Raw genomic sequence first — 24,010 nt, forward strand, 5'->3', positions numbered from 1 at the left:
CTGACGTTTAGAGAAGGAAGACCCACCATGGCTGCACTGATTGAAGACTATGCCCTGTTGGGTAATTGCAAGACGGCAGCACTGGTATCACGGGACGGTTCACTCGATTGGCTGTGCTTTCCACGCTTTGACGCACCGGCGTGCTTTGCCGCCTTGCTGGGCAACAGCGACAACGGTTGCTGGAAGATTGCCCCGTCTGCCGAAATCAGGCGCACCGAGCGGCGCTACCAGGACGGCACCCTGATCCTTGAAACCGAGTTTCACACCGATACCGGCCGCGCCATGCTGGTCGATTTCATGCCCATGAACACCCAGGGGCATGTGGTGCGCAGCGTGGTCGGGCTGGAAGGGCAGGTGGAGTTCGTCATGGACCTGGCCATCCGCTTCGACTATGGCAGCACCGTGCCTTGGGTGGAAAAGCGCGAGCCGCATGTACTGACCGCCGTGGCCGGCCCCGACATGCTGGTGCTGCACAGCCCGGTCGACCTGCACCCCAAGGACCACCACACCGGCAGCCGCTTTCAGGTGGCGGCCGGTGAGCGCAAGACCTTCTGCCTGGCCTGGCAGCCGTCCAACGAACCGGTACAGGTCGCCATCGACATCGACCGGGCGTTCAGGGACACCGAGCGCTTCTGGCTTGATTTCTCCGGGCACTGCCCTGAGGTGGGCGCCTGGAGCGCACAGGTCAAGCGTTCGTTGATCACCCTCAAGGCCATGACTTATGCGCCCACCGGCGGCATTGTCGCGGCGGTGACCACTTCGCTGCCTGAAGAACTCGGCGGCGAGCGTAACTGGGATTACCGGTACTGCTGGCTGCGTGACGCCACCATGACCTTGCTGGCCTTCATCAACCTGGGGTATCTGGAAGAGGCCACGGCCTGGCGCGACTGGCTGCTGCGCTCGATCGCCGGCAACCCCGAGCAGATCCAGATCATGTACGGCCTGGCGGGCGAACGCCGGCTGCAGGAATACGAACTGCCCTGGCTGGCCGGCTACGAAGGCTCGAAACCGGTGCGGGTCGGCAACGGCGCGGCCACCCAGTTGCAACTGGACGTATACGGCGAAGTGGCCGATGCCATGACCCATGCCATGCGCAGCGGCATGCCGCAGCACCCGCGTGGCATCGGTATCTCGCGCCTGGTCATGCCGTATCTGGAAAAAGTCTGGCGCCAGCCGGATGCCGGCATCTGGGAAATCCGCTGTGAACCACGGCACTTTACCCACTCCAAGGTCATGGCCTGGGTGGCCTTCGACCGCAATGCCAAGCAACTGGCAAGCATCGCCACCAGCGACCGTGACCGCCGCCTGGCGCAGCGTTGCCGCGAAGTGGCCGAAGAAATCCATGCCGATGTCTGCCGCCATGGCTTTGATGAGCAACTGGGCAGCTTTGTGCAGTCGTATGGCTCCAAGGAAGTCGACGCCAGCCTGTTGCAGATCGCGATGACCGGCTTCTTGCCGGCCGACGATCCACGCGTACTGGGCACCGTAGAGCTGATCGAGCGTACGCTGATGCAGGATGGCCTGTTGCTGCGCTATGACAGCGAACGCACCAGCGATGGCGTCAGCGGCGGCGAGGGCACGTTCCTGGTCTGCTCGTTCTGGCTGGCCGACGTCTATGTGTTGCTGGGCCGCATGGACGAGGCGCGTGCGCTGTTCGAGCGCTTGTGCGGGCTGTGCAACGACGTAGGCCTGCTGGCCGAGCAATACGACGTCAAGGATCAGCGCATGCTGGGCAATTTCCCGCAGGCGTTCAGCCATATCGGCATCATCAACACCGCCCTGAACCTGCACCGCGCCCAGGCACCGTGCCCGATACGCGAGCGCACCGGCGAAGCGGCAGTGGAAATAGGGTGATGTGATCTGTGGGAGCGACCAACGGACGCGAATAAACCTGCGCCATTCGCGACCGTTGGTCGCTCCCACAGGATTGATTTTCAGGCCGATCATGCAGCGTATTCAGGCTGTGTCATCCAGGCGTAATCCTGCCTGCCGGCGCTTGGGCAGCTTGCCTACCACCAACTGGTGCGAGCGGGTCAGCAGGTCGCGGATTTCTTCGTCGCTGAAGGTCTCGGGCCGGGCCAGGCTGATCCAGTGGGCGCGGGCCAGATACGGGGAGGGGCGGATGCCGGGGCGGTCGACGTAACCCAGGAACAGCTCGGCCGCGACCTTGAAGGCCAGGCCGTCCCCCGCCAGGTGCATCAGCGCGAACATTTTGGTGTCCGCCACGGAAAACACCCGCACGCCGCCCCATTTGTAATCCTCCCGGGCACCGGGCAGTTGCAGGCAGAATTCGGCGATGGCTTCGCTGTGCATGGTGTGGCGTTCCTGTGAGATGTGAAGGTGTTCGATAGTCGCACGAATAATCGGTCAGCGGACTGTCGCCGCGTTCGCCCAATCTGTAGTGTGCAGGCTTTATCCTGTCAGGAGCCTCGAATGTCTGCCGTGCAACTTGCCGATGGTCCACTCAACTACCTGCTCGAAGGCCCGATTGATGCGCCGGTGCTGGTGTTGTCCAACTCGCTGGGCACCGACCTGCACATGTGGGACGCCCAGATGCCGGCCTTTACCGAGCATTTTCGCGTGTTGCGCTACGACACCCGTGGCCATGGCCGCTCGCTGGTGACCGAAGGCCCGTACAGCATCGAACAGAACGGCCGCGACGTGCTGGCCCTGCTGGATGCGCTGGACATCGACAAGGTCTCGTTCCTGGGGCTGTCGATGGGCGGTCTGATCGCCCAGTGGCTGGCCATCAATGCCCCGCAGCGCCTGCACCGGGTGGTGTTGTGCAACACCGCCGCGAAAATCGCCAGCGCCGAAATCTGGAACCCGCGCATCGAAACCGTGCTGCGCGACGGCCAGGCGGCCATGGTGGCACTGCGCGATGCGTCCATTTCGCGCTGGTTCACCCCTGAGTTCGCCGAGCGCGAACCGGCCCTCGTCGAGCCGATCGTCGGCATGCTGGCGCAGACCTCGCCTCAAGGCTATGCCGCCAGCTGTGCGGCGGTGCGTGATGCCGACTACCGCGAGCAGATCGCCTCGATCACACTGCCGGTGCTGGTGGTGTGTGGCACCCAGGATCCGGTGACCACGCCCGAGCACGGGCGCTTCATGGTTGAACGCATCAAGGGCGCCCGCCAGGTCGACCTGCACGCCGCGCACCTGTCCAGCGTCGAAGCCGATGAGGCGTTCACCCGCCCGATCCTGGCATTTCTGACCGCGCAGTAACCCCGCCTGCACGGTGTCGGGTCCGGGCCTGTACCTGGACCCGACACATATTCACCCGCCCGAACGACAGCGCAAGGTTGTCGACGGCAACTCGCCGTAGCGTTTTCGGTATTCCTGTGAAAACCGGCCCAGATGGGCAAACCCCCACTTCAGCGCCACATCGGTGACCGACACGTCGTGCCCGGCGCACAACGCCTGATGCACCTGTTCCAGGCGCACATCGCGCAGGTAGGCCATCGGGCTGGTGCCGGTGTACTCGCGAAAGCCGGCAAACAGGGTGCGCACGCTGACATCGGCATACGCGGCCAGTTGCTCGACGGTCAAGGGCTCGTGGGCATGGGCGTGAATGAATTCCTCGGTACGCTTGACGAACCAGGGCGAGAGCCTGCGAGCGGTGTCTGCACCGGAGGCCAGCGGCAGGTTGTTGGGCTGGCCGTAGAGCAGGGCATTGAGCAGGGTCGACTCGAACTGCTTGAACACCAGCGGCTGGTGCAGTGGATGGCCGGCGCAGCACAACGCTTCCATCAGGGTGCCGAGCAATTGCAGGAAGTAAGCGCCGCCAGGGCTGTCCAGGTGCAGTTGTGGAGCGAACTGCAGCGGTTTGTCCAGCGAATGGCCCAGGTGCTGCTGGCAATGGCGCTCCAGGTCACTGCGCTCCAGGCGCAAGGCCAGTTGCGGGGCGTCGGCCGCCCAGCGCATGTGTACCGGCACCTCCGGGGAAATAAATGAGGCGCACAGGGGCGAAGAGGTAAAGACCTGGCCGTCGCAGTCGATCTCGGCGCTGCCGCGCAGAGGCATTTGCACGAGAAAGAAGCTTTCCAGCCGACCCGGGTCAATCGACACCGGCGCGCCGTATTCCAGGCGGCTCAGTGACAGGTTGCCGCGCTGCAAATGGTGCATGGCCGCACTGATTGCCCTTGAAGGCCCGGTGGCCCGCAGCTCATGCGGCTTGAACACCGTGCCGACGTTTTGCCGGATGCTTTCGGCATCGTTGAGCACGAACAGGCGGTTTCTGGCATTGAACAACGGCGCCTGTTCAAGGCGATTGCTGTTGGTGGCCGATTCAATGGAAGTGTTCATGTTCTACCTCGCGCACGCACGGTTTGCGAGCAGAGTGCGCCACCCTGTTACCGGGCGTCTGCAGTATCCGGACAGTGCCTGCGGCAAACGGATACTGCGGTGCCTCTGCTGTTTCCAATGGCCACTTGAGCGGGCCTTTGACGGGGTATCTGCAAGCGCCGCGCCACTTTATGAGCCGCAAACGGAGGTGAAACTTTATGCACCCGCCGGACAGCCCTTGCGCTGATCGGATAGTGCGCCTGCCGCCCGTGCCGCAAGAATGTTTGCCATGTCCATCGCATCGGAAACATTCCCATGAAAGGTCGCTCTATCACGGTTACAAGCCCGGCCGGCGAGTTTCAGGCTTACCTGGCCACCGCTGTCGGCGGGCGCGGCCCTGGGGTCGTGCTGTGCCAGGAAATCTTCGGCGTCAACCCGGCCATGCGCCAAGTGGCCGATGACCTGGCCGAGGAGGGCTACACGGTGCTGGTGCCCGACCTGTACTGGCGCCAGGTGCCGGGCGTTGAGCTGGGCTATAGCGAGAAAGACTTCGCCATCGCCTTTTCCTTGTACCAGGCCTTCGATGAAGCCGCGGGCGTCGACGACATCGCCAGCAGCCTGAAAGCCCTGAGCCGGTTGCCTGAATGCACCCCGGGGCCACAAGGGGTGGTGGGGTATTGCCTGGGCGGCAAGCTGGCGTACCTGGCCGCCTGCCGATTGCCCGAGGTGGCCTGCGCGGTGGGCTACTACGGCGTCGGCATCGAAACCGCCCTGCATGAGCTCGAAGGCCTGCAAGGCCGGCGCCTGGTGCTGCACCTGGCCGGCAACGATCAGTTCTGCCCGGCCCCCGCACAGGCGCAGATCCAGGCCGCTGCCGGCCAGGCAAAGGGCCTGACTGCTCATGTGTACCCAGGCGTCGACCACGCCTTTGCCCGGCCTGCCGGTCATCATTTCGACAAGGCCGCCGCACAGATTGCCCATGAACGCACCGTGGCGGCCTTGCGCCTGAGCATCGGCCCGGACTACGACCTGTCGGCGCTGTGGGAAGAACACATCCGCCATGAGTTCGCTACCCGCGATGTGCCCGCCACGATGGCGACCATGGTCGCCGAGCCCTACGTCAATCACATTCCGACCATGACCGGCGGGGTCGGGCATACCCAGCTCAGCCGCTTCTACCAGCACCACTTCGTGCACGGCAACCCCGTCGATATGGCCCTGATTCCGATTTCGCGCACCGTCGGCCAGACCCAGATCGTCGACGAATTCATCATGACCTTTACCCATGACAGCGTCATCGACTGGCTGCTGCCGGGGGTGCCGCCCACCGGGCGTACCGTCGAGATTCCGATGCTGGGCGTGGTCCGGTTTCGCGGGCCGAAACTGTGCCACGAGCACATCTACTGGGACCAGGCCAGCGTGCTGGTGCAGATCGGCCTGCTGGACCCGCACGGCTTGCCCGTGGCCGGTCGCGTTACTGCCGACAAGCTGCGCGATGAAACCCTGCCGTCCAACACGCTGATGCCCAACTGGGCCGACAGCGCCCACCTCAGCGTATAAGGAGCTGTCATGTCCGGTTTTCTCAATGGCCAGGCCCTGCAAGGCAAACTCGCACTGATCAGTGGCGGCGCCACCCTTATCGGCCTGGCGGTGGCCCGCGGGCTGATCGCGGCCGGCGCCCGGGTGGCGCTGCTGGATATCGACCGCGAAGCCGGTGAACAGACCGCGCGCCTGCTCGGTGACCAGGCGACCTTCGTGGCCGTGGACATCACCGATGATGCGGCCCTGCACATGGCCCTGGCCCAGGTGCGTGGGCAATGGGGGGCGGTGGACCTGCTGATCAACCTGGCCTGTACTTATCAGGACGACGGTTTTGCCTCATCGCGCCAGGACTGGTTGCGGGCGCTGGACATCAACCTTGTGTCGGCGGTCGCCCTGGCCCAGGCGCTGCACGAGGACCTCAGGCAACGGCGCGGTGCCATCGTCAATTTCAGCTCCATTTCGGCCGGATGCGCGCAGACCGGGCGCTGGCTCTATCCGGTGTCCAAGGCCGCGATCAAGCAATTGACCCGCAGCATGGCCATGGACCTGGCCGGTGATGGCATTCGTGTCAACTCGGTGTCGCCGGGCTGGACCTGGTCGCGGGTCATCGCCGAGGTCAGCGGCGGCGATCGCGCCAAGGCCGACCGGGTCGCGGCGGCCTACCACCTGTTGGGACGCCTGGGCGAGCCGGAGGAGGTCGCCAATGTGGTCACCTTCCTGTGCTCGCCGGCGGCCAGCTTTGTCACCGGCGCCGACTATGCGGTCGACGGCGGCTATTCGGTGATGGGTCCCGAGCAGAACCTGCCGGCCATCCCGCGCCTGGCCGAATGACCCGGCCACCCCCTGTTCATCAACCCGATGGCGCCGCCTGTGCGGGGCCGATCCTTCGAGCCAATGGAGAATAACAATGCGTCGTATCGCTATCGTCGGAGCCGGCCAGGCCGGACTGCAACTGGCCCTGGGCCTGCTGGCCAACGGGTATCAGGTGACCCTGGCCACCAACCGCACAGCCGAGCAAATCCGTGACGGCAAGGTCATGTCCAGCCAGTGCATGTTCAACAGCGCGCTGCAGACCGAGCGCGACCTGGGCATCGACTTCTGGCAGGAGCAATGCCCGGCCGTCGAGGGCATCGGCCTGAACGTGGTCAACCCCGAAGTGCCCGGCCAGTCGCTGTTCAGCTGGAGCGCCCGCCTGGAGCGCTGCGCCCAGTCGGTCGACCAGCGCCTGAAAATGCCGGTGTGGATGGAGGCGTTGGTGCAACGTGGCGGCGACCTGCTGATCGAAGATGTCGGCCTTGCCGAGCTGGAAGCCCTGTCGGCCAGCCATGACCTGGTGCTGCTCGCGGCCGGCAAGGGCGAGGTGGTCAACCTGTTCGCCAGGGACCCGGTGCGCACCGTGTTCAGCAGCCCGCAACGCTCCCTGGCCTTGACCTACGTCAAGGGCATGACACCGGTGTCGCCGTATTCACGGGTGGCGTTCAACCTGATTCCAGGCGTCGGTGAGTATTTTGTATTCCCTGCGCTGACCTTGAGCGGGCCGTGCGAAATCATGGTCTTCGAAGGCATTCCCGGCGGTCCGATGGACTGTTGGCAAGGCATCACCAGCCCCGAACAACACTTGGAAAAGAGCCTGGAGCTGGTACGCCGCTACCTGCCCTGGGAGGCCGAGCGCTGCACCGACCTGAGCCTGACCGATGACAAGGGCTTCTTGTCTGGGCGCTTCACACCCATGGTCCGCCGCCCGGTGCTGACCTTGCCGTCCGGTCGTAGTGTGTTCGGCATGGCCGATGCGCTGGTGGTCAACGACCCGATCACCGGACAAGGCGCCAATAACGCCGCCAAGTGCAGCCAGGTATACCTGGACGCGATTCTGGCCCAGGGCACCGAAGCCTTCAGCCGCGCCTGGATGGAGCAGACCTTCGAGCAGTACTGGGCCTATGCCGGTGACGTGGTCAAGTGGACCAACAGCATGCTGCAACCACCGGCCCCGCACCTGTTGCAACTGTTGGGCGCGGCCAGCCAGTCGCAGCCGCTGGCCCACGCCATCACCAATGCCTTTGACGACCCGCGCCGTTTCGCCCCCTGGTGGTTTGACGCCGGCCAGTGCCAGAGCTTTATCCAGAAGATGAGTCAACAGGCTGCCTGAAGGGCATCTCCCATAAAAAGCCGAGGAACCGACCATGAATGCCGCCACCGCCCTGAACCCTGCCGATCTTCTGGATGCGCACACCCTGGAGGTGCGCGACCTGCGCAACCTGCTGGGCCAGTTCGCCACCGGGGTGACCGTGATCACCACCCGTACCGCTGACGGACGCAACGTCGGCATGACCGCCAATTCGTTTTCATCCGTGTCTCTTGACCCGCCACTGGTGCTCTGGAGCCTGGCGCGCTCGGCGCCGAGCCTGGGCGATTTTCTCGACGCCAGTCACTTTGCGATCAATGTACTGGGCGCCGACCAGCATGGTTTGTCTTCGCAATTCGCCAGGCCCGCCAGCGACAAGTTTGCCGGCGTGTCCTTCAGCCAGGGCAAGGCCGGCATGCCGGTGCTCGATGACGTGGTGGCGGTGCTGGTGTGCCGCAACGTCACCCAGTACGAAGGCGGCGACCACCTGATTTTCCTGGGCCAGATCGAACAATGCCGACACAGCGACGCAGAACCGCTGGTCTTTCACGCCGGACGCTACCGTGTTGCCGCCCAGCATCCGGCCTTGTGAACCTGCCGCCACGCTTGATAGGCCGTAACGGGGAGCCAACATGAGAAAACTGCTTTCAATCTGCGCCTGCAGTGCGGGACTTGCGAGTACGCAAATAGCCTGTGCCTACGATTTGCCAGCGCTCAACCTGGGGCTGACCAGCTTCATGGACGGCGGCTTGCCGGCCGGCGGCGGCTGGTACGTGCAGCAATACCTGCAGAACTATTCAGCCAACCACTTGCGCGACAAGGACGGCAATGACCTGGGTTTGCCCAGGCACGAACTGGACTACCAACTGGCCCTGACGCAAATGAGCTACCTGTCGGACCTGCGCGTCGGCAATGCCAGCCTGGGCCTGAACATGCTGGTGCCGATCATCGCCCACATCGATGTCGACGACGGCCTGGACAATGCCGCGCTCAAGGCCCGCAGCGGGGTGGGCGACCTGCTGATCGGGCCGTTCATCCAGTTTGACCCGATCATGGGGCCGGACGGTCCGCGCTTTGTGCATCGCATCGAACTGCAGGTCAACCTGCCCACCGGTGAGTACGACCGTGACCGCGACATCAACCCCGGCAACAATGCCTGGTCTTTCAACCCCTATTGGGCCGCCACCTACTGGTTCACCCCGAAATGGACCGCCTCGCTGCGCGCCCACTACCTGTACAACGGCAAGAACAACGCGCCGGTACGCGCCTTGGGCGACCTGGACGACATGCAGGCCGGCCAGGCGCTGCACGCCAACTTCACCACCGAATACGCCGTCACCGAGCACCTGCGCCTGGGGCTCAACGGCTACTGGCTCAAGCAGATCAGCGACACCCGCTTCGATGGCCATGAGGTGTCCGGGCGCCGGGAAAAGGTCTGGGCCATCGGGCCGGGCGCCATGTACAGCTTCTCGCCCGACGATCACCTGTTCTTCAACGCCTACTTCGAGCAGGACGCCGAAAACCGTCCTGAAGGGACGCGCGTGCAGGCCCGCTACGTGCACCATTTCTGACGCACCGTACCCGGCTCCTTGCCTGCCTCGCGGCAGGCTTTTTTGCTGATGTGCATGTATTCAACAGGGCGGGGACGTTCTTATGTCGACTTCAGCAGGGGCGGCGGCGTTGATCTGCCGCACTGACCCCAGCGGGTGCATCGAGCATTGCAGTGAGGATTTTGCTGCCGCTCATGGTTACCCGGGAAACGCGCTGGTCGGGCAGACCTTTGCCCGGCTGCGCCACGGCACGATGCCGGCTGCAGTATTCCAGAGCCTGTGGGCCAGCCTGCGCCAACCGGGGCCGTGGATGGGGTTGATCTGCAACCGTCACGCCAGTGGCGAACGGCTGTGGTTCAACCTGTACGTCAAGCCGGTCTTCGGTGACAGCGGCGTGCAAGGGTATGGCGCGGTCTACCTGCCGGCCAGTGCCGGGCAGATCCAGCGTGCCGAGCGTGTCTACGCGCACTGGCATCTTTACGGTCGACCGCTGAGTCGGGGACGCTGGCTAGCCAGGTGGGCCGCCGCATTGGGGCCAACCCTGGCCGGCGCCGGCGTCCTGGCCTTGCTGTTGCCAGCATTGCCGTCGGCGCTGTGGCAAGGGGGCGTGCTGCTGGGCGCGGGCCTCGCGCTGGGGCTATGGCAGCAAGCGCGTCTCACACGGCGTGTCGACCAGGTCCTGGCGGCGCATCCCAAGGTGTTTGCCCAGGCCGGGCTGTCCGAGGCCTACAGCAGTCAGGGCGACAGTGGTGCCCTGATGCACATGGCCTTGTTCAGCACCGAAGCCCGTCTGCAGGCCGCCCTGTCGCGCATCGGCCTGAGCGGTCGCACGATTGACCGGCACATGACGGCCCTGGTGGCACTGATCGAGACCGAAGCGGGCCGGCTTGAGCAGCAGCGTAGCGAATCGGACCAGTCGGTGGTGGCCTTGACCCAGATGGCCGCGACCATTCAAGAGGTGTCGCGCAACCTGCATGACAGCGTGGTTGCCACCCGCCAGGCCACGGACCTGTCTGCCCAAGGCCAGCAATTGAGCGGACAAAGCCTGGCCGTGATGCAGCGCCTGGCAGACGCCGTCACTGACATCAGCACCGCCGCCACGCAGATGGCTTCGGCCACCGAGGCCATTGGCACGATGACCGACACCATCAGTTCAATCGCCGCACAGACCAACCTGCTGGCGCTCAACGCCGCCATCGAGGCGGCCAGGGCCGGGGAGGCGGGACGCGGGTTCAGCGTGGTGGCCGATGAAGTGCGCCAACTGGCCAGCCGTACGCAGCAGGCCACGCAAGACATTCAGCCGCTGTTATCGGGGTTTCGCCAGCGCACGGAAAACACCGTGCGCCTGGCCCGCGAAGGTCAGGCCCTGGCCGGGCAGGGCAGCGAGGCGGTGCTGTCGGTCAATGCCAGCTTTGTCGGCGTTAATCAGGCGCTCGAACACATTTCGGCGATGAGCATCCAGATTGCCAGTGCGATGGAGCAACAAGGCCAGGTGGCCGAGGATCTCAACCGCCAGGTGATGCAGGTCGCCGAACGGTCACGGGTCAGCGCCGGCAAGGCGCAAGAAGGGCACAGCATCAGCCAGGCCATTGACCGCCAGCTTGAGGCCCTGCGCAACCTGGCGGAACGCTTTGACCGGTAACGGTCTGCACAATAACTTACTGATTTTATTGAATATTGAATTCACCCCCGGTAGGAGCGCGCTTGCCCGCGACCGAGTGCGAAGCGCTCGCAAAATTTTCGCAACGCTGAAAATCTACAGCGAATGACCGCAAAATCTCGGAAACGCTGAAAATTTACGACTGTTACGCAGCCGTTCGCGGTGGTCCGGCATTCCGGCAGCGCGCGCTCCTACTGCATCAGCGCAAGCTCCACGAGACCCCGGCATACACACCCGCACCTTCGCCCGGCGTCGAGCGCGCTACGTCCACGCCGTTGTCGTTGTAGCCCGGCGTGACCGTGGTGGCGTAGCGCTGGTTGGTCAGGTTGCGCAGATCCAGCCAGGTCTGCCATTGCTCGTCGGGCGAGTGGTAGCCCAAGGTGGCGCCCAGCAAGGCATAGCGGTCGGCATGGAACGAGTTGGCGTAATCCACCGCCACCCTGGAGGCGTACTCGGTATTGACCCCGACGTACACGCCACTGTGATGGGTGAAGCGCAGTTCGGCCTGGTAGTAGTGCTGCGGCAGGCCGGGCAGGCGGTTGTTGCCGAAACGATCGTCGTCGCGGTAATGGAAGTCGCTCCAGGTGTACGCCTGGCGCAGGTTCAGGCGGCCGGCCGGGCCTTGCCATAACGGGCTGTCCAGGCTCAGGTCGATGCCCTGATGCACGGTCGGGCTGGCGTTGCTTTCGGCAATGATCGAGGACGTCGTGGCCGTGGCGGCCTGGATTTCGACGCTCAACAGCTCATGCCTCAACTGTGAGTAATACCACCCCATAGACCAATCGCCCACCCAGGCCTGACCCGTCGCGCCCAGTTCGACAGTGGTCGCGGTCTGGTTATTCAGCTCGACACCACCGCTTTGCAGGCCGGTGGCGGCGCCGCTACCGGCGGAAAAAACCTTGTTCGAGCCCCAGATCATTGACCAGGCATGCGGGGGCTCCACCGAACGGCTGAGGTTGCCGTACACCTGGGTCTGTGGGGTTAACTGGTAGCGCAAGCCCAGGCGGGCGGCATAGTCCCAAGTGCTCATGCTCAACGGGTCACGGGCATCGGGGTAGGTGACTTCGGTTTCGCGCCGGGTGTAGATCGCCGCCACCCCCGTGGTCAGCCACAGGTCCGGGGCCAGCTCCAGCTCATTGGAGGCATGCAGCACGCTGTCCGAGCCCAGGTAGCTGTAGTCGCGGGTGCGGGTGCCCGGCGCAAAGCCTGCGGTATTGCCGGCCGGGCTGCGCACGAACTCCGAGGTGCCGTTGTTCGGCAGGCCCTTGGTGTGGCGCAGGCCCACGGTGGTCTGGCTGGCCAGCCCGAACAGCTGGTCCTGGCGAATGTAGTTCAAGGTGCCGCTGATGTCGGTGTAGGCGACTTTCAGGCGGTTGGTGCCTTCACGCAGGTCCATGGGGTAGTCGTGATAGACCAGGCCCGTTTCCAGGCGCGAACTGTCATCCAGGTACAGCGTGGTTTTGTTCGCCAGCCAGGTGCTGCCCGGCTGCACACGCTTGTTGTCGCGGGCCACGTTGACCGGGCTGGCCGCGCGCGGGTCGTGGCGGATCTGCTCGCGGGTCAGGCGGCCCGGGGTTTCGTAGTCGTTTTCCCGGTAGCGGAAATAGAAGCGGGTTTCCAGGTCAGGGCTGAAGCGATAGCCAACATTGGCGGCCATGCCCTGGCTGTTGCCGGCGGTCTGGTCCTGAAAGCCGTCAGTGCGCGAGTCGTTGAGGCTGACGTAATAGTCAAGGTCGCCCAGCACCTGGCCGGAGCTGATCTGGCGCTTGCTGTAGCCATGGCTGCCCAGTTCATAGCGCACTTGCAGGTGCGGGGCGTCGTAGCCGGTGTGGGTCACGTAATTGACCGCGCCGCCCAATGCCAGCGCGCCGCGCTCGAAGCCGTTGGCACCGCGATACACCTCGACCCGGCTCAGCCACAGCGGCTCCTTGAGTTCATAAGGCGTGCCGCCCGGGCCGGTCAACGGCAGGCCGTCGAACATCTCGAACAAGCCCGAAGCATGGCCGCCTGGCGCCCGGTTCAGGCCCGAGCCACGAATCGACAGCTTGCTGCCTTCGTTATGGGCGGTGCGCGCATAAATGCCCGGCTGATACCTGAACACATCCTCGCTGCTGCTGACCCGGCCTTGTTCGACCCGGTTCAGGTCCACCACGTTGGTGGCGCCGGGCACACGCTGCAGGCGCTCCCGGGCGTCCTGCACCGGATTGCTTTCGCTGGCATTGACCTCGATGCCCGTCAATGTGACGGTCTGGCTGGCCGCCAATGCCTGTGGCGCGCACGCCAGGGCAGCGCTCAGGGCACTGATGGCAAACAGAGGGGTAGTTTGGGCGGGCATGGGCCTTGATCCTTGAAAGCGGGTAGCGGAGCGAGAGGGTTACAGTTGTGCGCTGATTCGATGCTGCGCCGGTCCGCGACGTCACGTCGCGGCACATTAACCGCGCCGAATCGAACTCTTTGCCCCTGACACCAGTCGTAGGCGATGAGTAGTTGCGGATTAATATCACGGGAGTGGCTGGGCGTGGCGCACGATAAAACACGGGTCGACAATGCGGCAACCGGTGATCTTTCCCATCAGGGCAAGAACATCTTCTTTGCGGCGGTGGAAACCACCCGGATGCCGATGATCGTTACCGACCCCAACCGGCCGGACAACCCGATCATTTTCGCCAACCAGGCGTTCCTGAAAATGACCGGCTACAGCGATGCCGAGGTGCTGGGGCATAACTGCCGGTTCCTGCAAGGGCCGGAAACTGATCAACAGATCATTGCCGACATTCGCCAGGCCATCGCCAACCGTACCGATATCTCCACCGAAGTGCTCAATTATCGCAAGGATGGCTCGACCTTCTGGAATGCGCTGTTCATTTCGCCGATCTTCAACGACAGCGGCGAACTGATCTATTTCTTCGCCTCGCAGCTGGACATCAGCCGGCGTCGCGACGCCGAGGACGCGCTGCGCCAGTCGCAGAAAATGGAAGCGCTGGGCCAGTTGACCGGCGGCATCGCCCACGACTTCAACAACCTTTTGCAGGTGATGGGCGGCTACATCGACCTGATCGGCAGCGCTGCCGACAAGCCACAGATCGATGGACCACGGGTGCAACGCAGCGTCTATCACGCCAAGGCTGCCGTTGAACGCGCCAGCACCCTGACCAAGCAACTGCTGGCCTTTGCCCGCAAACAGAAACTGCATGGCCGGGTGCTCAACCTCAACGGCCTGGTCAACGCCAGCGAACCGATGATCGAGCGTACCTTCGGCGCCGGTGTGCGGGTCGAGACCGACCTGGAGCCGGCGCTGCGCAACTGCCGTATCGATCCGACCCAGGCCGAAGTGGCACTGCTCAATATTTTCAACAATGCCCGTGATGCCCTGTTCGGTCGGCCCGATCCGAAGATTTTTATCGAAACACGTAACGTGGTGATTCACGACCTGGCCAGCCTGTCCACTGACGGGCTCAGGCCCGGACATTATGTGAGCATCGCCATCACCGACAACGGTGTCGGCATGCCGGCCAGCATCCGCGACCGGGTCATGGACCCATTCTTTACCACCAAGGACGAAGGCAAGGGCTCGGGCCTTGGCCTGTCGATGGTCTATGGCTTTGCCAAACAGTCCGGTGGTTCCGCCCGTATCTATACCGAGGAAAACGTCGGCACCACTCTGCGCCTGTATTTCCCGGTGGACGAAGCCAGTGTGGTCAATCACGAGGTGAAACACCTTGGCGAACAACGCCAGGGCAGCGAGCGGATTTTGATCGTCGAAGACCGCCCGGACGTGGCCGAACTGGCCAAGATGGTGCTGGACGATTGTGGCTACAGCACCGAGATCGTGTTCAATGCCCGTGAGGCACTGGGCAAGTTCGAGTCAGGCGCCCAGTACGACCTGCTGTTCACCGACCTGATCATGCCCGGCGGCATGAACGGCGTGATGCTGGCCCGCGAGGTCAAGCGCCGTCACCCGCAGGTCAAGGTGCTGCTGACCACGGGGTATGCGGAAAACTCCATCGAGCGCACCGACATGGGCGGCTCGGAGTTCGACGTGGTGTCCAAGCCGTGCATGCCGCAAGACCTGGCGCGCAAGGTCCGGCAGGTGCTGGATGGGCCGAACGGGATTGCTTGAATGCATGACTGCTGTCCAAAGCTGCTCAAGCCTGATCGAGAAGGATAAGCATGAAGCGTTTTTTTGCGTCGACCATAAAATGCTACGAAGAAGACAATGTCCTGGTGGTGGCGCTGGGTGATGATGCGCAAGCGCCTGCCAACTTCATGATCATTACGCGCCTGGACGATGACGATCACGCCAGTGTGGAGGAGGGGATCGGTTTTCATACCGACCAGGCGGAATATGAACGGTCCGATGCCATCGAGAAAGTGGTCTTGTGCCCAGCCAGTCTGGAAGTGGTGGTCAAGCCCGAGTTTGTCGAGTTCTTTGGTGGCTCGCGTTTTCTGGCTGAGCTGCCGCGAGGTAGCGATGCTGTTCCAGAGCAGGTCGCTGTGCTGAAAAGTGCCTTGCAGACGGTGTTCAGTGGGACTCGAGTCGAACGGTTGAACACCACGGACTAATGGACAAATACGGCTATGCTGAAATGAAGGTGCAGCGGCGTACTGATCGCTGCGCTCCAGATAATGCCGGCATAGCTCAGTCGGTAGAGCAGCGCATTCGTAATGCGCAGGTCAGGGGTTCGACTCCTCTTGCCGGCATCAGCCTGAACACTGTCGACGCCGACTCAGGCCGCCGGTCTCTGCATCGGCACCGTCACCGTAAAGACCGTGCCTTGTACGCTATCTGAAATGACGTCAATAACACCCGTATGAGCGGTGACAATTTCCGACGCAATATAAAGCCCCAGGCCCAGTCCCTCTGTCGGCGGATTGTCGGCAACCGAGCGCTGCGAAAAACGCCCCATGGGATTGAAGATGAACGGTAATGCCGCCTCCGGGATAGGCTCACCGGTATTGTGGACGGTAAAGATTGCGTGACCGTCTGCCTGTGCCAGGGTGACTGCTATGGGCGTTCGGTTATCGCCATGCTGTATCGCATTGCTGATGATGTTGGAAAAGACCTGCTCCATGCGAGGACCATCAAACTGGCCGGTCACCGCCGCATGAGCCATGAAGTTCAGGTGGACGTCAGGGTGAAACGCACGGATTTCATCGACGATACGCTCGCACAAAGGCACCAGGTCCAGCGCTGTGGTTTTAATGGGAATGCCCGGTCCCATCTGGCAGCGCGTCAGATCGAGCAGATCGCCCACTATCTGGTTGGCGCGTTTTACGCTGGTGTAGATCTGATTGGAGAGCTTGACCCCGCGGGGGCTGGTGTCGGCCGAACGTCGCATGCTGTCGGCGCCCAGCATGATGGCGCCAAGCGGTGTACGCAGATCATGACCCAGGATGCCCAGAAATACAGTGCGAGAGACGTCTACTGCCCTGGAGTAGCTGGCAATGGATTCGGCGAGTGCCTGGTCGATGGCTTCATGAAAACGATTCATGTCGTCGGCATCAAAGTCTGCCCCTGACTTGATTTGCTTCATCCATTGATTGAGGACGCTGGATCTCAAGGCGCGATACTCCGAAACCATCTGGTCGATGGTAAAACCGGCCATCAAGCGTGTGACAGCATGGGTTTCGGCAGGTGTTTCTTCTGTGGCAATCGGCCCCTGGCCTTGGGAGCGGGCAATGCGCTCTGAGCGGGTCTGCTTGGTACGCAGGTCCGCCACGATGGCTTCAAGCATCTGCGCGGCATGATCGCGCAACGACTCCCTGTCCAATGCCACCCCGGAAATCTCGATGGTTCTCGCAAAGTCTTCCCAGGCCTGAAGGATGGACTCAGCGTTCTTGACGATAAAATCGGGCAGGCGCACGCTGGTGATCCTAATAAGAGAGTATGAGCCGCCGCCGGGCACCCTCGCGACAGGGCAAGAGCGCCGACGGTCAGTCTGGGTGTTCCATGGTGCTTTGGCAGGTACAGGGCCGGCTTGACTTGAAGTCTTTCAAGGCGATGCCACAAGCCTGTCATTGCCGCACAGATGGCCAGAAAATGAAATGCCCATCGCCTTTATTCATTGATTTTTTGCCCGAACACACTCCCTGTGATCCGAAATGACTCAGTGGCGTAAACAGCCGGCAGCAGTGGGTGAAGTTGACGGCCTTGAAGAAGGGCCTTGGTTGAACCTTGGCTGCGGCGGTGCGCATACCTGCTGCAGCCAAGGACAGGCCAGTCATGCCTCAACTGTAATCGCCCGCCGAGTCCGCGAGCGGTTCTGGTTTGCGGCTGCGGGTCAGTTGGTAGGCAATGGCCAGCCAGATGAACCAGGCCGGCATGGCCATCAAGGCGATCCGGGTGTCAGGGCGCAACGCCAGCAGGCACAGCACAAAGCCCAGGAAAGCCAGGGACAGCCAGGCCATGGGCACGCCGCCCGGCATCTTGAAGGCCGAGCGTGCATGCAGCTCGGGACGCTTTCTGCGGTAGGCAATGTAGGACGCCAGGATGGTCGACCAGGTGAAGATCACCAGGATCGCCGACACGGTGGACACGATGGTGAACGCCGTCATGACTTGCGGCACGATAAACAGCACCAGCACACCGATGAGCATCAGCAGGCAGGTGAACGCCAGGCTGATCAGCGGCACGCTGTTGCCCGACAGGCGCTGGAAGACCGTTGGCGCATTGCCCTGATTGGCCAGCCCGAACAGCATGCGGCTGGATGAAAACACACCGCTGTTGGCCGATGAGGCTGCCGAGGTCAGAACCACGAAGTTGACGATGCCGGCCGCGGCCGGAAACCCCGCCACCAGAAACAGCTCGACGAAAGGGCTCTTGATGGGTGAAACCTGTTGCCAGGACGTCACGGCAATGATGCAGGTCAGCGCGAGCACATAGAACAGGATGATGCGCAGCGGGATGGCATTGATGGCCTTGGGCAGGGTTTTCTCCGGCGAGCGGGTCTCTGCGGCGGCCGTACCGATCAGTTCGGTGCCGGCGAACGAGAAGATTGCCATTTGAAAGCCGGCGAAGAAGCCAAGCAGGCCATTGGGGAAGGCGGCCTGCTTGTCCACCAGGTGACTCAAGGATGCCGTCACACCACTGGGGGATACGAACGACGTTGCAATCAGCGTCAGACTGACGCCTATCAGGGTCACGACAGCAATGATCTTGATGATCGCGAACCAGAATTCCACTTCACCGAAAAGCCGGACGGTCAGCACGTTCAAGGCGAACAAGGTCGCCAGCATGCCGACGGCGGGCATCCACGCCGGGACATCGGCAAACCAGTACTGGAAGAACCCGCCGACCACGACGGCATCACCGATGACCGCCACGCTCCAGCTCAGCCAATAGGACCAGCCCAGGAAAAAAGCCGCCCTGGGGCCCAAATAGGCGCCGGCAAAGTCGGCGAAGGTCTTGAAGTTCAGGTTGGACAGCAGCATTTCGCCCATGGCCCGCATGACGAAAAACACGAACAGGCCGATGATCATGTAGATCAGGATGATCGAGGTGCCTGACAGGTTGATGATCTTGCCGGAGCCCATGAACAGGCCTGTTCCTATGGCTCCTCCCATGGCCATCAATTGGATGTGGCGATTGCTGAGCGTGCGCTGCAGTGCAGGCTGGTCGGCCAGCCTTGGTGGCGTCGATTTCATTACAAAACCTCTTGATTTTATGTTTTTGAGTTTTGGCAGAAAGTAGAAATCGGGTGCGTCGGTTCACGCGTCAGGACGCAACGCGCGAATCATCCCGCGAGTGTTCTTGTCAGAGATAACGGCTATTGACGGTGATGCAGGGCTAGGTGCAGGCTCAGCCCCGGCCGCTCAGGTGGCCGAGCGCAAATGCCCGGCCCTGAGCGGTTGCGGGTCGAGCAACTGGTAGAGGTTCTTGATGTTGGCCGGCGTCGGCACCAGGTGGATGCGCTCGCCGATCGAGTGCTGTCGTGCCAGGTCCTGCAGGTAGCGCAAGGATGAAAAATCTTCCAGGGCAAAGCCCACCGAATCGAAGACCGTGACCTGATCGGTGCGCTCACGACCCGGTACTTCACCCTGGGCAATCCTGAAGAACTCGGTGACGGGAAAGTCGGCTTCCAGTTGTTGAATGTCGCCTTCAATCCGGGTTTGTGGTTCGAATTCCACGATGACCCGGGCGTTGCGCAGAATGTCGGCGTGCAGTTCGGTTTTGCCCGGGCAGTCGCCGCCTACGGCATTGATATGCATGCCGGGCTCGACCATGTCGGGGGTGAGAATCGTTGCATAGGCTTTGTCGGCGGTCACGGTGGTGACGATGTGCGCGCCCTTGACCGCCTCCTGTATCGAGTCGGCAATGATCACCCGCAGCCCGGGGAAGGCCGCCAGGTTCTGCTTGAGCTTGAGCGAGGCGGCCCGATCGATATCGAACACGCGGATTTCGTCGATGCCCAGCATTTCATGGAAGGCCAGGGCCTGGAATTCGCTCTGGGCACCATTGCCGATGATTGCCATCGAGCTTGCCCCGGGCCGGGCGAGCGATTGCGCGACCAGCGCGGAAGTGGCGGCCGTGCGCACGGCGGTCGTCAGGGTCAGTTCACTGAGCAGGGTGGGATAGCCACTGTGGACGTCGGCCAGCACCCCGAAGGCCATGACCGTCAGCAGGTCGTTCTGACCGTTGTCCGGATGGCCGTTGACGTACTTGAACGCATATTGCTGCCCATCATCGGTCGGCATCAGTTCGATCACCCCGTTGGGCGAGTGATTGGCGGTGCGCGGCGACTTGTCGAATTCGGCCCAGCGCAAGTAGTCGGCTTCGATATAGCAGGCCATTTCGCGAATGGCCTGGCGAATGCCGACCGTGGTGAACAGGCGCGCGGCCTGATCGACGTCGATGAAAAGCGTCATGGTGTGCTTCCTGGATTGACTGGTTGAAAGGTGCAGCTTGGGAATGTCAGGCGCGCTTGCTTTCGTAGCCATGCAGCACGTTGACGGCATTGATGCCGATTTCGTCGACCATGTAGCCGCCTTCCATGACGAACAGCGTGGGGCAACCGATGCTCGCGATCAGCTCGCCGATGCCGATGAAATCGTCACTTTCGAGCAGGAAGTGGCTGATCGGGTCGTCCTTGAACGTATCGACCCCGAGGGAGATCACCAGCACCTGAGGGGCGAACTGCTGGAGTTGCTTGCAGGCATGCAGCAAGGCATCGCGATAGCGTTGCCAGGTGGTGTTTTTCGGCAATGGGTAGTTGTGGTTGAAGCCCTCGCCGTGGCCGACACCGACTTCGTGGCTGAAGCCCGAGTAGTACGGATAGGACACTGCCGGCTCGCCGTGCAGCGAGACGAACATGACGTCACGGCGGTCATAGAAAATGTTCTGGGTGCCGTTGCCGTGATGAAAGTCGACGTCCAGCGCCGCGACGCGTTGGGCGCCTTGCGTGATCGCTTGTTGGGCGGCGATGGCGGCGTTGTTGAGATAGCAGTAGCCACCCATGTATTCGCGTGCCGCGTGATGGCCGGGCGGCCGGCAGAGGGCAAAGGCACTGTCGTGGCCTTCATCGAGCAGCGCCAGGCCGGTCAGGGCGATGTCGGCGCTGGTCCTGGCCGCTTGCCAGGTGCTGGCGGTAATCGGTGAGCCGGCATCCATGGCATAGAAACCCAGCTGGCCGTCGATGAACGCGGGCACCTGCTGGTTGGCCAGGTCGCGCACCGGCCATACCAGCGGCAAGGCATCGTGGGTGCGTCCGGTGGCGGACCACTGCGCCCAGGCGGTTTCCAGAAAACTGACATAGCGCTCGCTGTGGGCGTTGACATAGCACGCCCGGTCAAAGGCTCGCGGCTCGATGATCTGGCCGAGGCCGACCTGCTTGACGCGGTGATGAACAGTGTCTGCCCGGCTGGGCTGTTCGAACGAAGGCTTGAGCACACCGTCTTTCAATTCGGTGCCGTGATGCAGGCGGTGGGAATCACTAAAAACTGTAAACATTCTGCGCATCCGTTAATGTGAGCCGGTGAAACTATTCTGTTCCGACCCCGGGGCGCTTTCTTTGCTTTGTATTCGTGCCTTTTAAAAAAATTCGGGTTTTTTTACTCAGGAATGACGCGATGAAGAAAAAATTATCCAAACGCATCAGTCTTGATGAAACCGACCTGGCGATCCTTGAGTTGCTGCAGGACGATGCGAGTATTTCCAACGCCGAACTCAGTGAGCGGCTGTCGTTAAGCCTGACGCCGTGCTGGCGACGGCGCAAGCGCATGGAGGAGGCCGGCGTGATCAAGGGCTACCAGGCCAACCTCGACAGGCGCATGCTGGGGCTGGATATCATGGCCTTTGTGCACATCCGCTTTTCTACCCACGCCGACCATGCGCCGGATGACTTCGAGGCCGTGATTGCGCAGTTGCCCGAGGTCCTGGCCTGTCACAAGATCACCGGCGATGCCGACTATGTGCTGCAAGTGCTGGCAGAAGACCTCGACAGCTACAGTGACTTCATCGAGCAGGTGCTCAGGCGCCAGGTGGGCATCGCCTCCATCCAGTCCAGCCTGGCCCTGCGCGAGGTCAAGACCGGCAACCGTATCGCGATACCGAAGCCGGGCACGTCCTGAGTCACCCCTGACACTCAACCAAACACCACCGCTCCATCGTCTTTCGCCAGGCTGAACGCTTGTTGCCACTGCTGGTACAGCGCCCAGAACACGCCGCCGATCTGCTCGGCCTTGTCGGCATGGGCGGCATAGTCTGCGGCCAGCCTGGCGCTGGCGCTCGGCCCCAGAGTCCCGTCGCTGTCGGTGAAATTGATCTGCTCGAAGAAAGGTCCTTGGCTGGAAACCCAGGCGCCGGCGTCATACCCCTCGGTCTCGCCGTCAGGGCCTTCATAGCGGGTCAGGGGATAACCTGCCATCTGCGCCAACTGGTTGCGCCAGGCGCAGTAGCCGGTGTAGCTGCCGGCGCGAAACTCAAGGGTTTCGCCACCCACCTGATAGGCAACGTCAGGCTTGAGACCTTCAAGCCGGCCCGGAAAGTCATCGCTCTCGCGAAATTGGCGGTAGTGCTCCCAGTCTTCGAGTTCACCGTCCTGATCACGCCTGGCGTCAGGCGCTTCCACCAGTTTGCTGTAGGCACAAATATCCAGGCCCATGACTGCTGTGCTCCATTGGTTGTGAACTGCAAGGGACAGCATGATCGGGGAAATATTCGCCAGGAGGGTCTGCCGACAGGCCGCAGGGAGAGGGTGGCCTGGGGCCGTGTCATGCGTACACTTCGCGGTTCAAGCCGCGCCTGCGAACTTGCGGCGGCTTTTTCAGTCACAGGCATGTTGATCACCCTCGGCATGGCACCGGCCGTTCGCATTCGTACACAGAAGGGAAAAGGCATGAAAGCACTCATGGCGGGTATGACGCTGGCGCTGTTGAGCACGACCGCTGGCGCCGACGATTACAGCGGTGTCCCGCAGCGGCTGTTCGAACAGATCCAGGCCAGGCAGTTCGACAAGGCTATCGATACGATGGGCGTCAAGAAGGACATGGACCCTGAAGACAGGCAACAGATGGTCCAGTACATGAGCAAGGCTTTCGGTGGGGAGTACAAGTTTCATGAACTCATCGAGGAGCGCACCGTCGGCACCCGGTATGTGACCCTGGTGTATCTGGTGGGCATGCGGGAAGGGCCGGCCGGGCTGCGCATGCAGTTGTACAAGCCTGATGAGACCTGGTTGGCGCAGACTTTCGCGATCAATTCCGACTACGACGAGCTGGTCAAGGAAAAGAAAAAAGACTGATAAAGCCCCTCCAGGGGCGGCAGGAGCCGGTCAAAGCCTCGTGCTATTCATCAATGACGACCGAGCGTTCTAGAATCGGCTGACATTCATTCGGCACGGACTTCACTATGGCGCGTTCAACCGTTGCAGCCCTTCAGATCGGCTCTCTGCCCGGTGGCAAGGCCCAGACCCTGGCACTGATCCTGTCTTATGAAGAGGCCATCCTGGCCTCGGGCGCCACGCTGGTGGTGTTGCCCGAAGCGATTCTGGGCGGCTACCCCAAGGGTGAGGATTTCGGCACGCGCCTGGGCTATCGCTTGCCCGAGGGGCGTGAGGCCTATGCACGTTATTTCGATAATGCGATTGCCCTGGACGGCGACGAAGTCCATGCGCTGGCAGGACTCGCGCAGCGCACAGGGGCGCATCTGGTGGTCGGGGTCATCGAGCGTGCGGGCAGCTCGCTGTTCTGTACCGCATTGTTCTTCGACCCGGCCCAGGGCCTGATCGGCAAGCACCGCAAGCTGATGCCCACCGGCACCGAGCGGCTGATCTGGGGGCAGGGCGATGGCTCGACCCTGCCGGTGTTCGATGTGCCGGCCGGCCGCATCGGCGCGGCGATCTGCTGGGAAAACCACATGCCGTTGCTGCGCACCGCGATGTACGCCAAGGGGGTCGAGATCTGGTGCGCGCCGACCGTGGATGAGCGCGATGTGTGGCACAGTTCGATGCGCCATATCGCCCATGAAGGCCGCTGCTTTGTCATCAGTGCCTGCCAGGTGCAGCCGTCGCCCGCCGAGTCCGGTACCGAGGTGCCCGGCTGGGAGGCTGACCGTCCGCTGATCAACGGTGGCAGCATGATCGTCGGCCCATTGGGCGATGTGCTGGCGGGACCGTTGAAGGGCGCGGGCGGCTTGCTGACCGCCGAGATCGATACCGGTGAGCTGGTCAGGGCGCGGTATGACTTTGACGTGGTCGGGCATTACTCGCGACCGGATATCTTTGAGCTGACCGTGGACGAGCGGGCAAGGTCGGGGGTCGTTTTCATCAATCGATAAGACCGGCCATCGGTTTTATCGGGCCGGCGTGCTACTTGTTGCGCGATGGCCTCTGTACAAGGCACTTTTTCGATACGCAA

The 24,010-nt window shown here is 62.5% G+C and carries 21 protein-coding genes and 1 tRNA gene; 14 read left to right on the top strand and 8 right to left on the bottom strand.

Annotation, left to right across the window (positions count from 1 at the left end; genetic code table 11):
• The first annotated feature begins 27 nt into the window (after positions 1-27).
• Complete coding sequence (locus DGA31_RS16065) at positions 28-1,854, top strand: glycoside hydrolase family 15 protein (protein WP_109513222.1); 1,827 nt, start codon at positions 28-30, stop codon at positions 1,852-1,854.
• A 102-nt stretch (positions 1,855-1,956) separates the two neighbouring features.
• Here DGA31_RS16065 and DGA31_RS16070 read toward each other — a convergent pair whose 3' ends face one another.
• Complete coding sequence (locus DGA31_RS16070; RefSeq protein WP_109513223.1) at positions 1,957-2,313, bottom strand: MmcQ/YjbR family DNA-binding protein; 357 nt, start codon at positions 2,311-2,313, stop codon at positions 1,957-1,959.
• 120 nt (positions 2,314-2,433) lie between these two features.
• Between DGA31_RS16070 and pcaD the strand changes: the two genes are divergently transcribed.
• The gene (gene pcaD, locus DGA31_RS16075; protein ID WP_109513224.1) at positions 2,434-3,225 is read left to right on the top strand and encodes a 3-oxoadipate enol-lactonase; all 792 of its coding nucleotides are present in this window, start codon (positions 2,434-2,436) and stop codon (positions 3,223-3,225) included.
• Positions 3,226-3,276: 51 nt separating this feature from the next.
• Here pcaD and DGA31_RS16080 read toward each other — a convergent pair whose 3' ends face one another.
• On the bottom strand, positions 3,277-4,305 hold the full coding sequence (locus tag DGA31_RS16080) for an AraC family transcriptional regulator (protein WP_109513225.1): 1,029 nt from the start codon (positions 4,303-4,305) through the stop codon (positions 3,277-3,279).
• Between the two features lie 294 nt (positions 4,306-4,599).
• On the opposite strand from DGA31_RS16080, the gene DGA31_RS16085 reads away from it, so the two are divergent.
• The 6 genes from DGA31_RS16085 (at position 4,600) to DGA31_RS16110 (ending at position 11,140) form a co-directional block, all read left to right on the top strand.
• Complete coding sequence (locus DGA31_RS16085; protein WP_109513226.1) at positions 4,600-5,844, top strand: dienelactone hydrolase family protein; 1,245 nt, start codon at positions 4,600-4,602, stop codon at positions 5,842-5,844.
• A 9-nt stretch (positions 5,845-5,853) separates the two neighbouring features.
• Entirely contained in the window at positions 5,854-6,657 is an 804-nt protein-coding gene (locus tag DGA31_RS16090; RefSeq protein ID WP_109513227.1) for an SDR family oxidoreductase, read from the top strand.
• A 76-nt stretch (positions 6,658-6,733) separates the two neighbouring features.
• On the top strand, positions 6,734-7,972 hold the full coding sequence (locus DGA31_RS16095; protein ID WP_109513228.1) for a styrene monooxygenase/indole monooxygenase family protein: 1,239 nt from the start codon (positions 6,734-6,736) through the stop codon (positions 7,970-7,972).
• Between the two features lie 34 nt (positions 7,973-8,006).
• Positions 8,007-8,540, top strand: coding sequence for a flavin reductase family protein (locus DGA31_RS16100; protein WP_109513229.1), 534 nt, complete (start codon positions 8,007-8,009; stop codon positions 8,538-8,540).
• 40 nt (positions 8,541-8,580) lie between these two features.
• A complete protein-coding gene (locus tag DGA31_RS16105; protein WP_109513230.1) occupies positions 8,581-9,519 on the top strand; it encodes a SphA family protein in 939 nt (312 codons plus the stop codon).
• 82 nt (positions 9,520-9,601) lie between these two features.
• Positions 9,602-11,140: a methyl-accepting chemotaxis protein gene (locus DGA31_RS16110; protein ID WP_109513231.1), complete on the top strand. Its 1,539-nt coding sequence runs from the start codon at positions 9,602-9,604 to the stop codon at positions 11,138-11,140.
• Between the two features lie 217 nt (positions 11,141-11,357).
• Here the strand turns inward: DGA31_RS16110 and DGA31_RS16115 are convergent, their stop codons facing one another.
• A complete protein-coding gene (locus DGA31_RS16115; RefSeq protein WP_109513232.1) occupies positions 11,358-13,493 on the bottom strand; it encodes a TonB-dependent receptor family protein in 2,136 nt (711 codons plus the stop codon).
• Positions 13,494-13,637: 144 nt separating this feature from the next.
• Here DGA31_RS16115 and DGA31_RS16120 point away from each other — a divergent pair, with 144 nt between their 5' ends.
• The 3 genes from DGA31_RS16120 (at position 13,638) to DGA31_RS16130 (ending at position 15,859) form a co-directional block, all read left to right on the top strand.
• The gene (locus DGA31_RS16120) at positions 13,638-15,278 is read left to right on the top strand and encodes a hybrid sensor histidine kinase/response regulator (RefSeq protein WP_421957973.1); all 1,641 of its coding nucleotides are present in this window, start codon (positions 13,638-13,640) and stop codon (positions 15,276-15,278) included.
• Between the two features lie 50 nt (positions 15,279-15,328).
• Positions 15,329-15,721 carry a hypothetical protein gene (locus DGA31_RS16125; RefSeq protein WP_109513234.1) on the top strand — a complete coding sequence of 131 codons (393 nt, stop codon included), beginning with the start codon at positions 15,329-15,331 and terminating at the stop codon, positions 15,719-15,721.
• 65 nt (positions 15,722-15,786) lie between these two features.
• A tRNA-Thr gene (locus tag DGA31_RS16130) sits at positions 15,787-15,859 on the top strand.
• 26 nt (positions 15,860-15,885) lie between these two features.
• Here DGA31_RS16130 and DGA31_RS16140 read toward each other — a convergent pair.
• The 4 genes from DGA31_RS16140 to DGA31_RS16155 form a co-directional block, all read right to left on the bottom strand.
• A complete protein-coding gene (locus tag DGA31_RS16140) occupies positions 15,886-17,022 on the bottom strand; it encodes a sensor histidine kinase (protein ID WP_109513235.1) in 1,137 nt (378 codons plus the stop codon).
• A gap of 364 nt (positions 17,023-17,386) precedes the next feature.
• A complete protein-coding gene (locus DGA31_RS16145) occupies positions 17,387-18,802 on the bottom strand; it encodes an amino acid permease (protein WP_109513236.1) in 1,416 nt (471 codons plus the stop codon).
• Between the two features lie 168 nt (positions 18,803-18,970).
• Positions 18,971-20,023 carry an ornithine cyclodeaminase gene (locus DGA31_RS16150; RefSeq protein ID WP_109513237.1) on the bottom strand — a complete coding sequence of 351 codons (1,053 nt, stop codon included), beginning with the start codon at positions 20,021-20,023 and terminating at the stop codon, positions 18,971-18,973.
• A gap of 46 nt (positions 20,024-20,069) precedes the next feature.
• The gene (locus DGA31_RS16155; protein ID WP_109513238.1) at positions 20,070-21,104 is read right to left on the bottom strand and encodes a histone deacetylase family protein; all 1,035 of its coding nucleotides are present in this window, start codon (positions 21,102-21,104) and stop codon (positions 20,070-20,072) included.
• A 119-nt stretch (positions 21,105-21,223) separates the two neighbouring features.
• On the opposite strand from DGA31_RS16155, the gene DGA31_RS16160 reads away from it, so the two are divergent.
• Positions 21,224-21,724 carry an Lrp/AsnC family transcriptional regulator gene (locus DGA31_RS16160; RefSeq protein ID WP_109513239.1) on the top strand — a complete coding sequence of 167 codons (501 nt, stop codon included), beginning with the start codon at positions 21,224-21,226 and terminating at the stop codon, positions 21,722-21,724.
• 14 nt (positions 21,725-21,738) lie between these two features.
• On the opposite strand, the gene DGA31_RS16165 is transcribed toward DGA31_RS16160, so the two are convergent.
• Positions 21,739-22,257, bottom strand: coding sequence for a hypothetical protein (locus DGA31_RS16165; RefSeq protein WP_109513240.1), 519 nt, complete (start codon positions 22,255-22,257; stop codon positions 21,739-21,741).
• Between the two features lie 234 nt (positions 22,258-22,491).
• Between DGA31_RS16165 and DGA31_RS16170 the strand changes: the two genes are divergently transcribed.
• Together DGA31_RS16170 and DGA31_RS16175 are read left to right on the top strand one after the other, a co-directional pair.
• Positions 22,492-22,896 (top strand): hypothetical protein, encoded by a 405-nt coding sequence (locus DGA31_RS16170; RefSeq protein WP_152035045.1) that lies wholly within the window; start codon positions 22,492-22,494, stop codon positions 22,894-22,896.
• A gap of 107 nt (positions 22,897-23,003) precedes the next feature.
• Entirely contained in the window at positions 23,004-23,930 is a 927-nt protein-coding gene (locus DGA31_RS16175) for a carbon-nitrogen hydrolase family protein (RefSeq protein ID WP_109513242.1), read from the top strand.
• Positions 23,931-24,010: the final 80 nt, after the last annotated feature.

This window comes from Pseudomonas ovata (assembly GCF_003131185.1).
In the GTDB taxonomy this organism is placed as follows: Bacteria; Pseudomonadota; Gammaproteobacteria; order Pseudomonadales; family Pseudomonadaceae; genus Aquipseudomonas; species Aquipseudomonas ovata.

Coding starts and splice junctions, on each gene's coding strand:
- DGA31_RS16065 (WP_109513222.1), top strand. CDS start 28: ATGGCTGCACTGATTGAAGACTATGCCCTGTTGGGTAATTGCAAGACG.
- DGA31_RS16070 (WP_109513223.1), bottom strand. CDS start 2,313: ATGCACAGCGAAGCCATCGCCGAATTCTGCCTGCAACTGCCCGGTGCC.
- pcaD (WP_109513224.1), top strand. CDS start 2,434: ATGTCTGCCGTGCAACTTGCCGATGGTCCACTCAACTACCTGCTCGAA.
- DGA31_RS16080 (WP_109513225.1), bottom strand. CDS start 4,305: ATGAACACTTCCATTGAATCGGCCACCAACAGCAATCGCCTTGAACAG.
- DGA31_RS16085 (WP_109513226.1), top strand. CDS start 4,600: ATGAAAGGTCGCTCTATCACGGTTACAAGCCCGGCCGGCGAGTTTCAG.
- DGA31_RS16090 (WP_109513227.1), top strand. CDS start 5,854: ATGTCCGGTTTTCTCAATGGCCAGGCCCTGCAAGGCAAACTCGCACTG.
- DGA31_RS16095 (WP_109513228.1), top strand. CDS start 6,734: ATGCGTCGTATCGCTATCGTCGGAGCCGGCCAGGCCGGACTGCAACTG.
- DGA31_RS16100 (WP_109513229.1), top strand. CDS start 8,007: ATGAATGCCGCCACCGCCCTGAACCCTGCCGATCTTCTGGATGCGCAC.
- DGA31_RS16105 (WP_109513230.1), top strand. CDS start 8,581: ATGAGAAAACTGCTTTCAATCTGCGCCTGCAGTGCGGGACTTGCGAGT.
- DGA31_RS16110 (WP_109513231.1), top strand. CDS start 9,602: ATGTCGACTTCAGCAGGGGCGGCGGCGTTGATCTGCCGCACTGACCCC.
- DGA31_RS16115 (WP_109513232.1), bottom strand. CDS start 13,493: ATGCCCGCCCAAACTACCCCTCTGTTTGCCATCAGTGCCCTGAGCGCT.
- DGA31_RS16120 (WP_421957973.1), top strand. CDS start 13,638: ATGAGTAGTTGCGGATTAATATCACGGGAGTGGCTGGGCGTGGCGCAC.
- DGA31_RS16125 (WP_109513234.1), top strand. CDS start 15,329: ATGAAGCGTTTTTTTGCGTCGACCATAAAATGCTACGAAGAAGACAAT.
- DGA31_RS16145 (WP_109513236.1), bottom strand. CDS start 18,802: ATGAAATCGACGCCACCAAGGCTGGCCGACCAGCCTGCACTGCAGCGC.
- DGA31_RS16150 (WP_109513237.1), bottom strand. CDS start 20,023: ATGACGCTTTTCATCGACGTCGATCAGGCCGCGCGCCTGTTCACCACG.
- DGA31_RS16155 (WP_109513238.1), bottom strand. CDS start 21,104: ATGTTTACAGTTTTTAGTGATTCCCACCGCCTGCATCACGGCACCGAA.
- DGA31_RS16160 (WP_109513239.1), top strand. CDS start 21,224: ATGAAGAAAAAATTATCCAAACGCATCAGTCTTGATGAAACCGACCTG.
- DGA31_RS16165 (WP_109513240.1), bottom strand. CDS start 22,257: ATGGGCCTGGATATTTGTGCCTACAGCAAACTGGTGGAAGCGCCTGAC.
- DGA31_RS16170 (WP_152035045.1), top strand. CDS start 22,492: ATGAAAGCACTCATGGCGGGTATGACGCTGGCGCTGTTGAGCACGACC.
- DGA31_RS16175 (WP_109513242.1), top strand. CDS start 23,004: ATGGCGCGTTCAACCGTTGCAGCCCTTCAGATCGGCTCTCTGCCCGGT.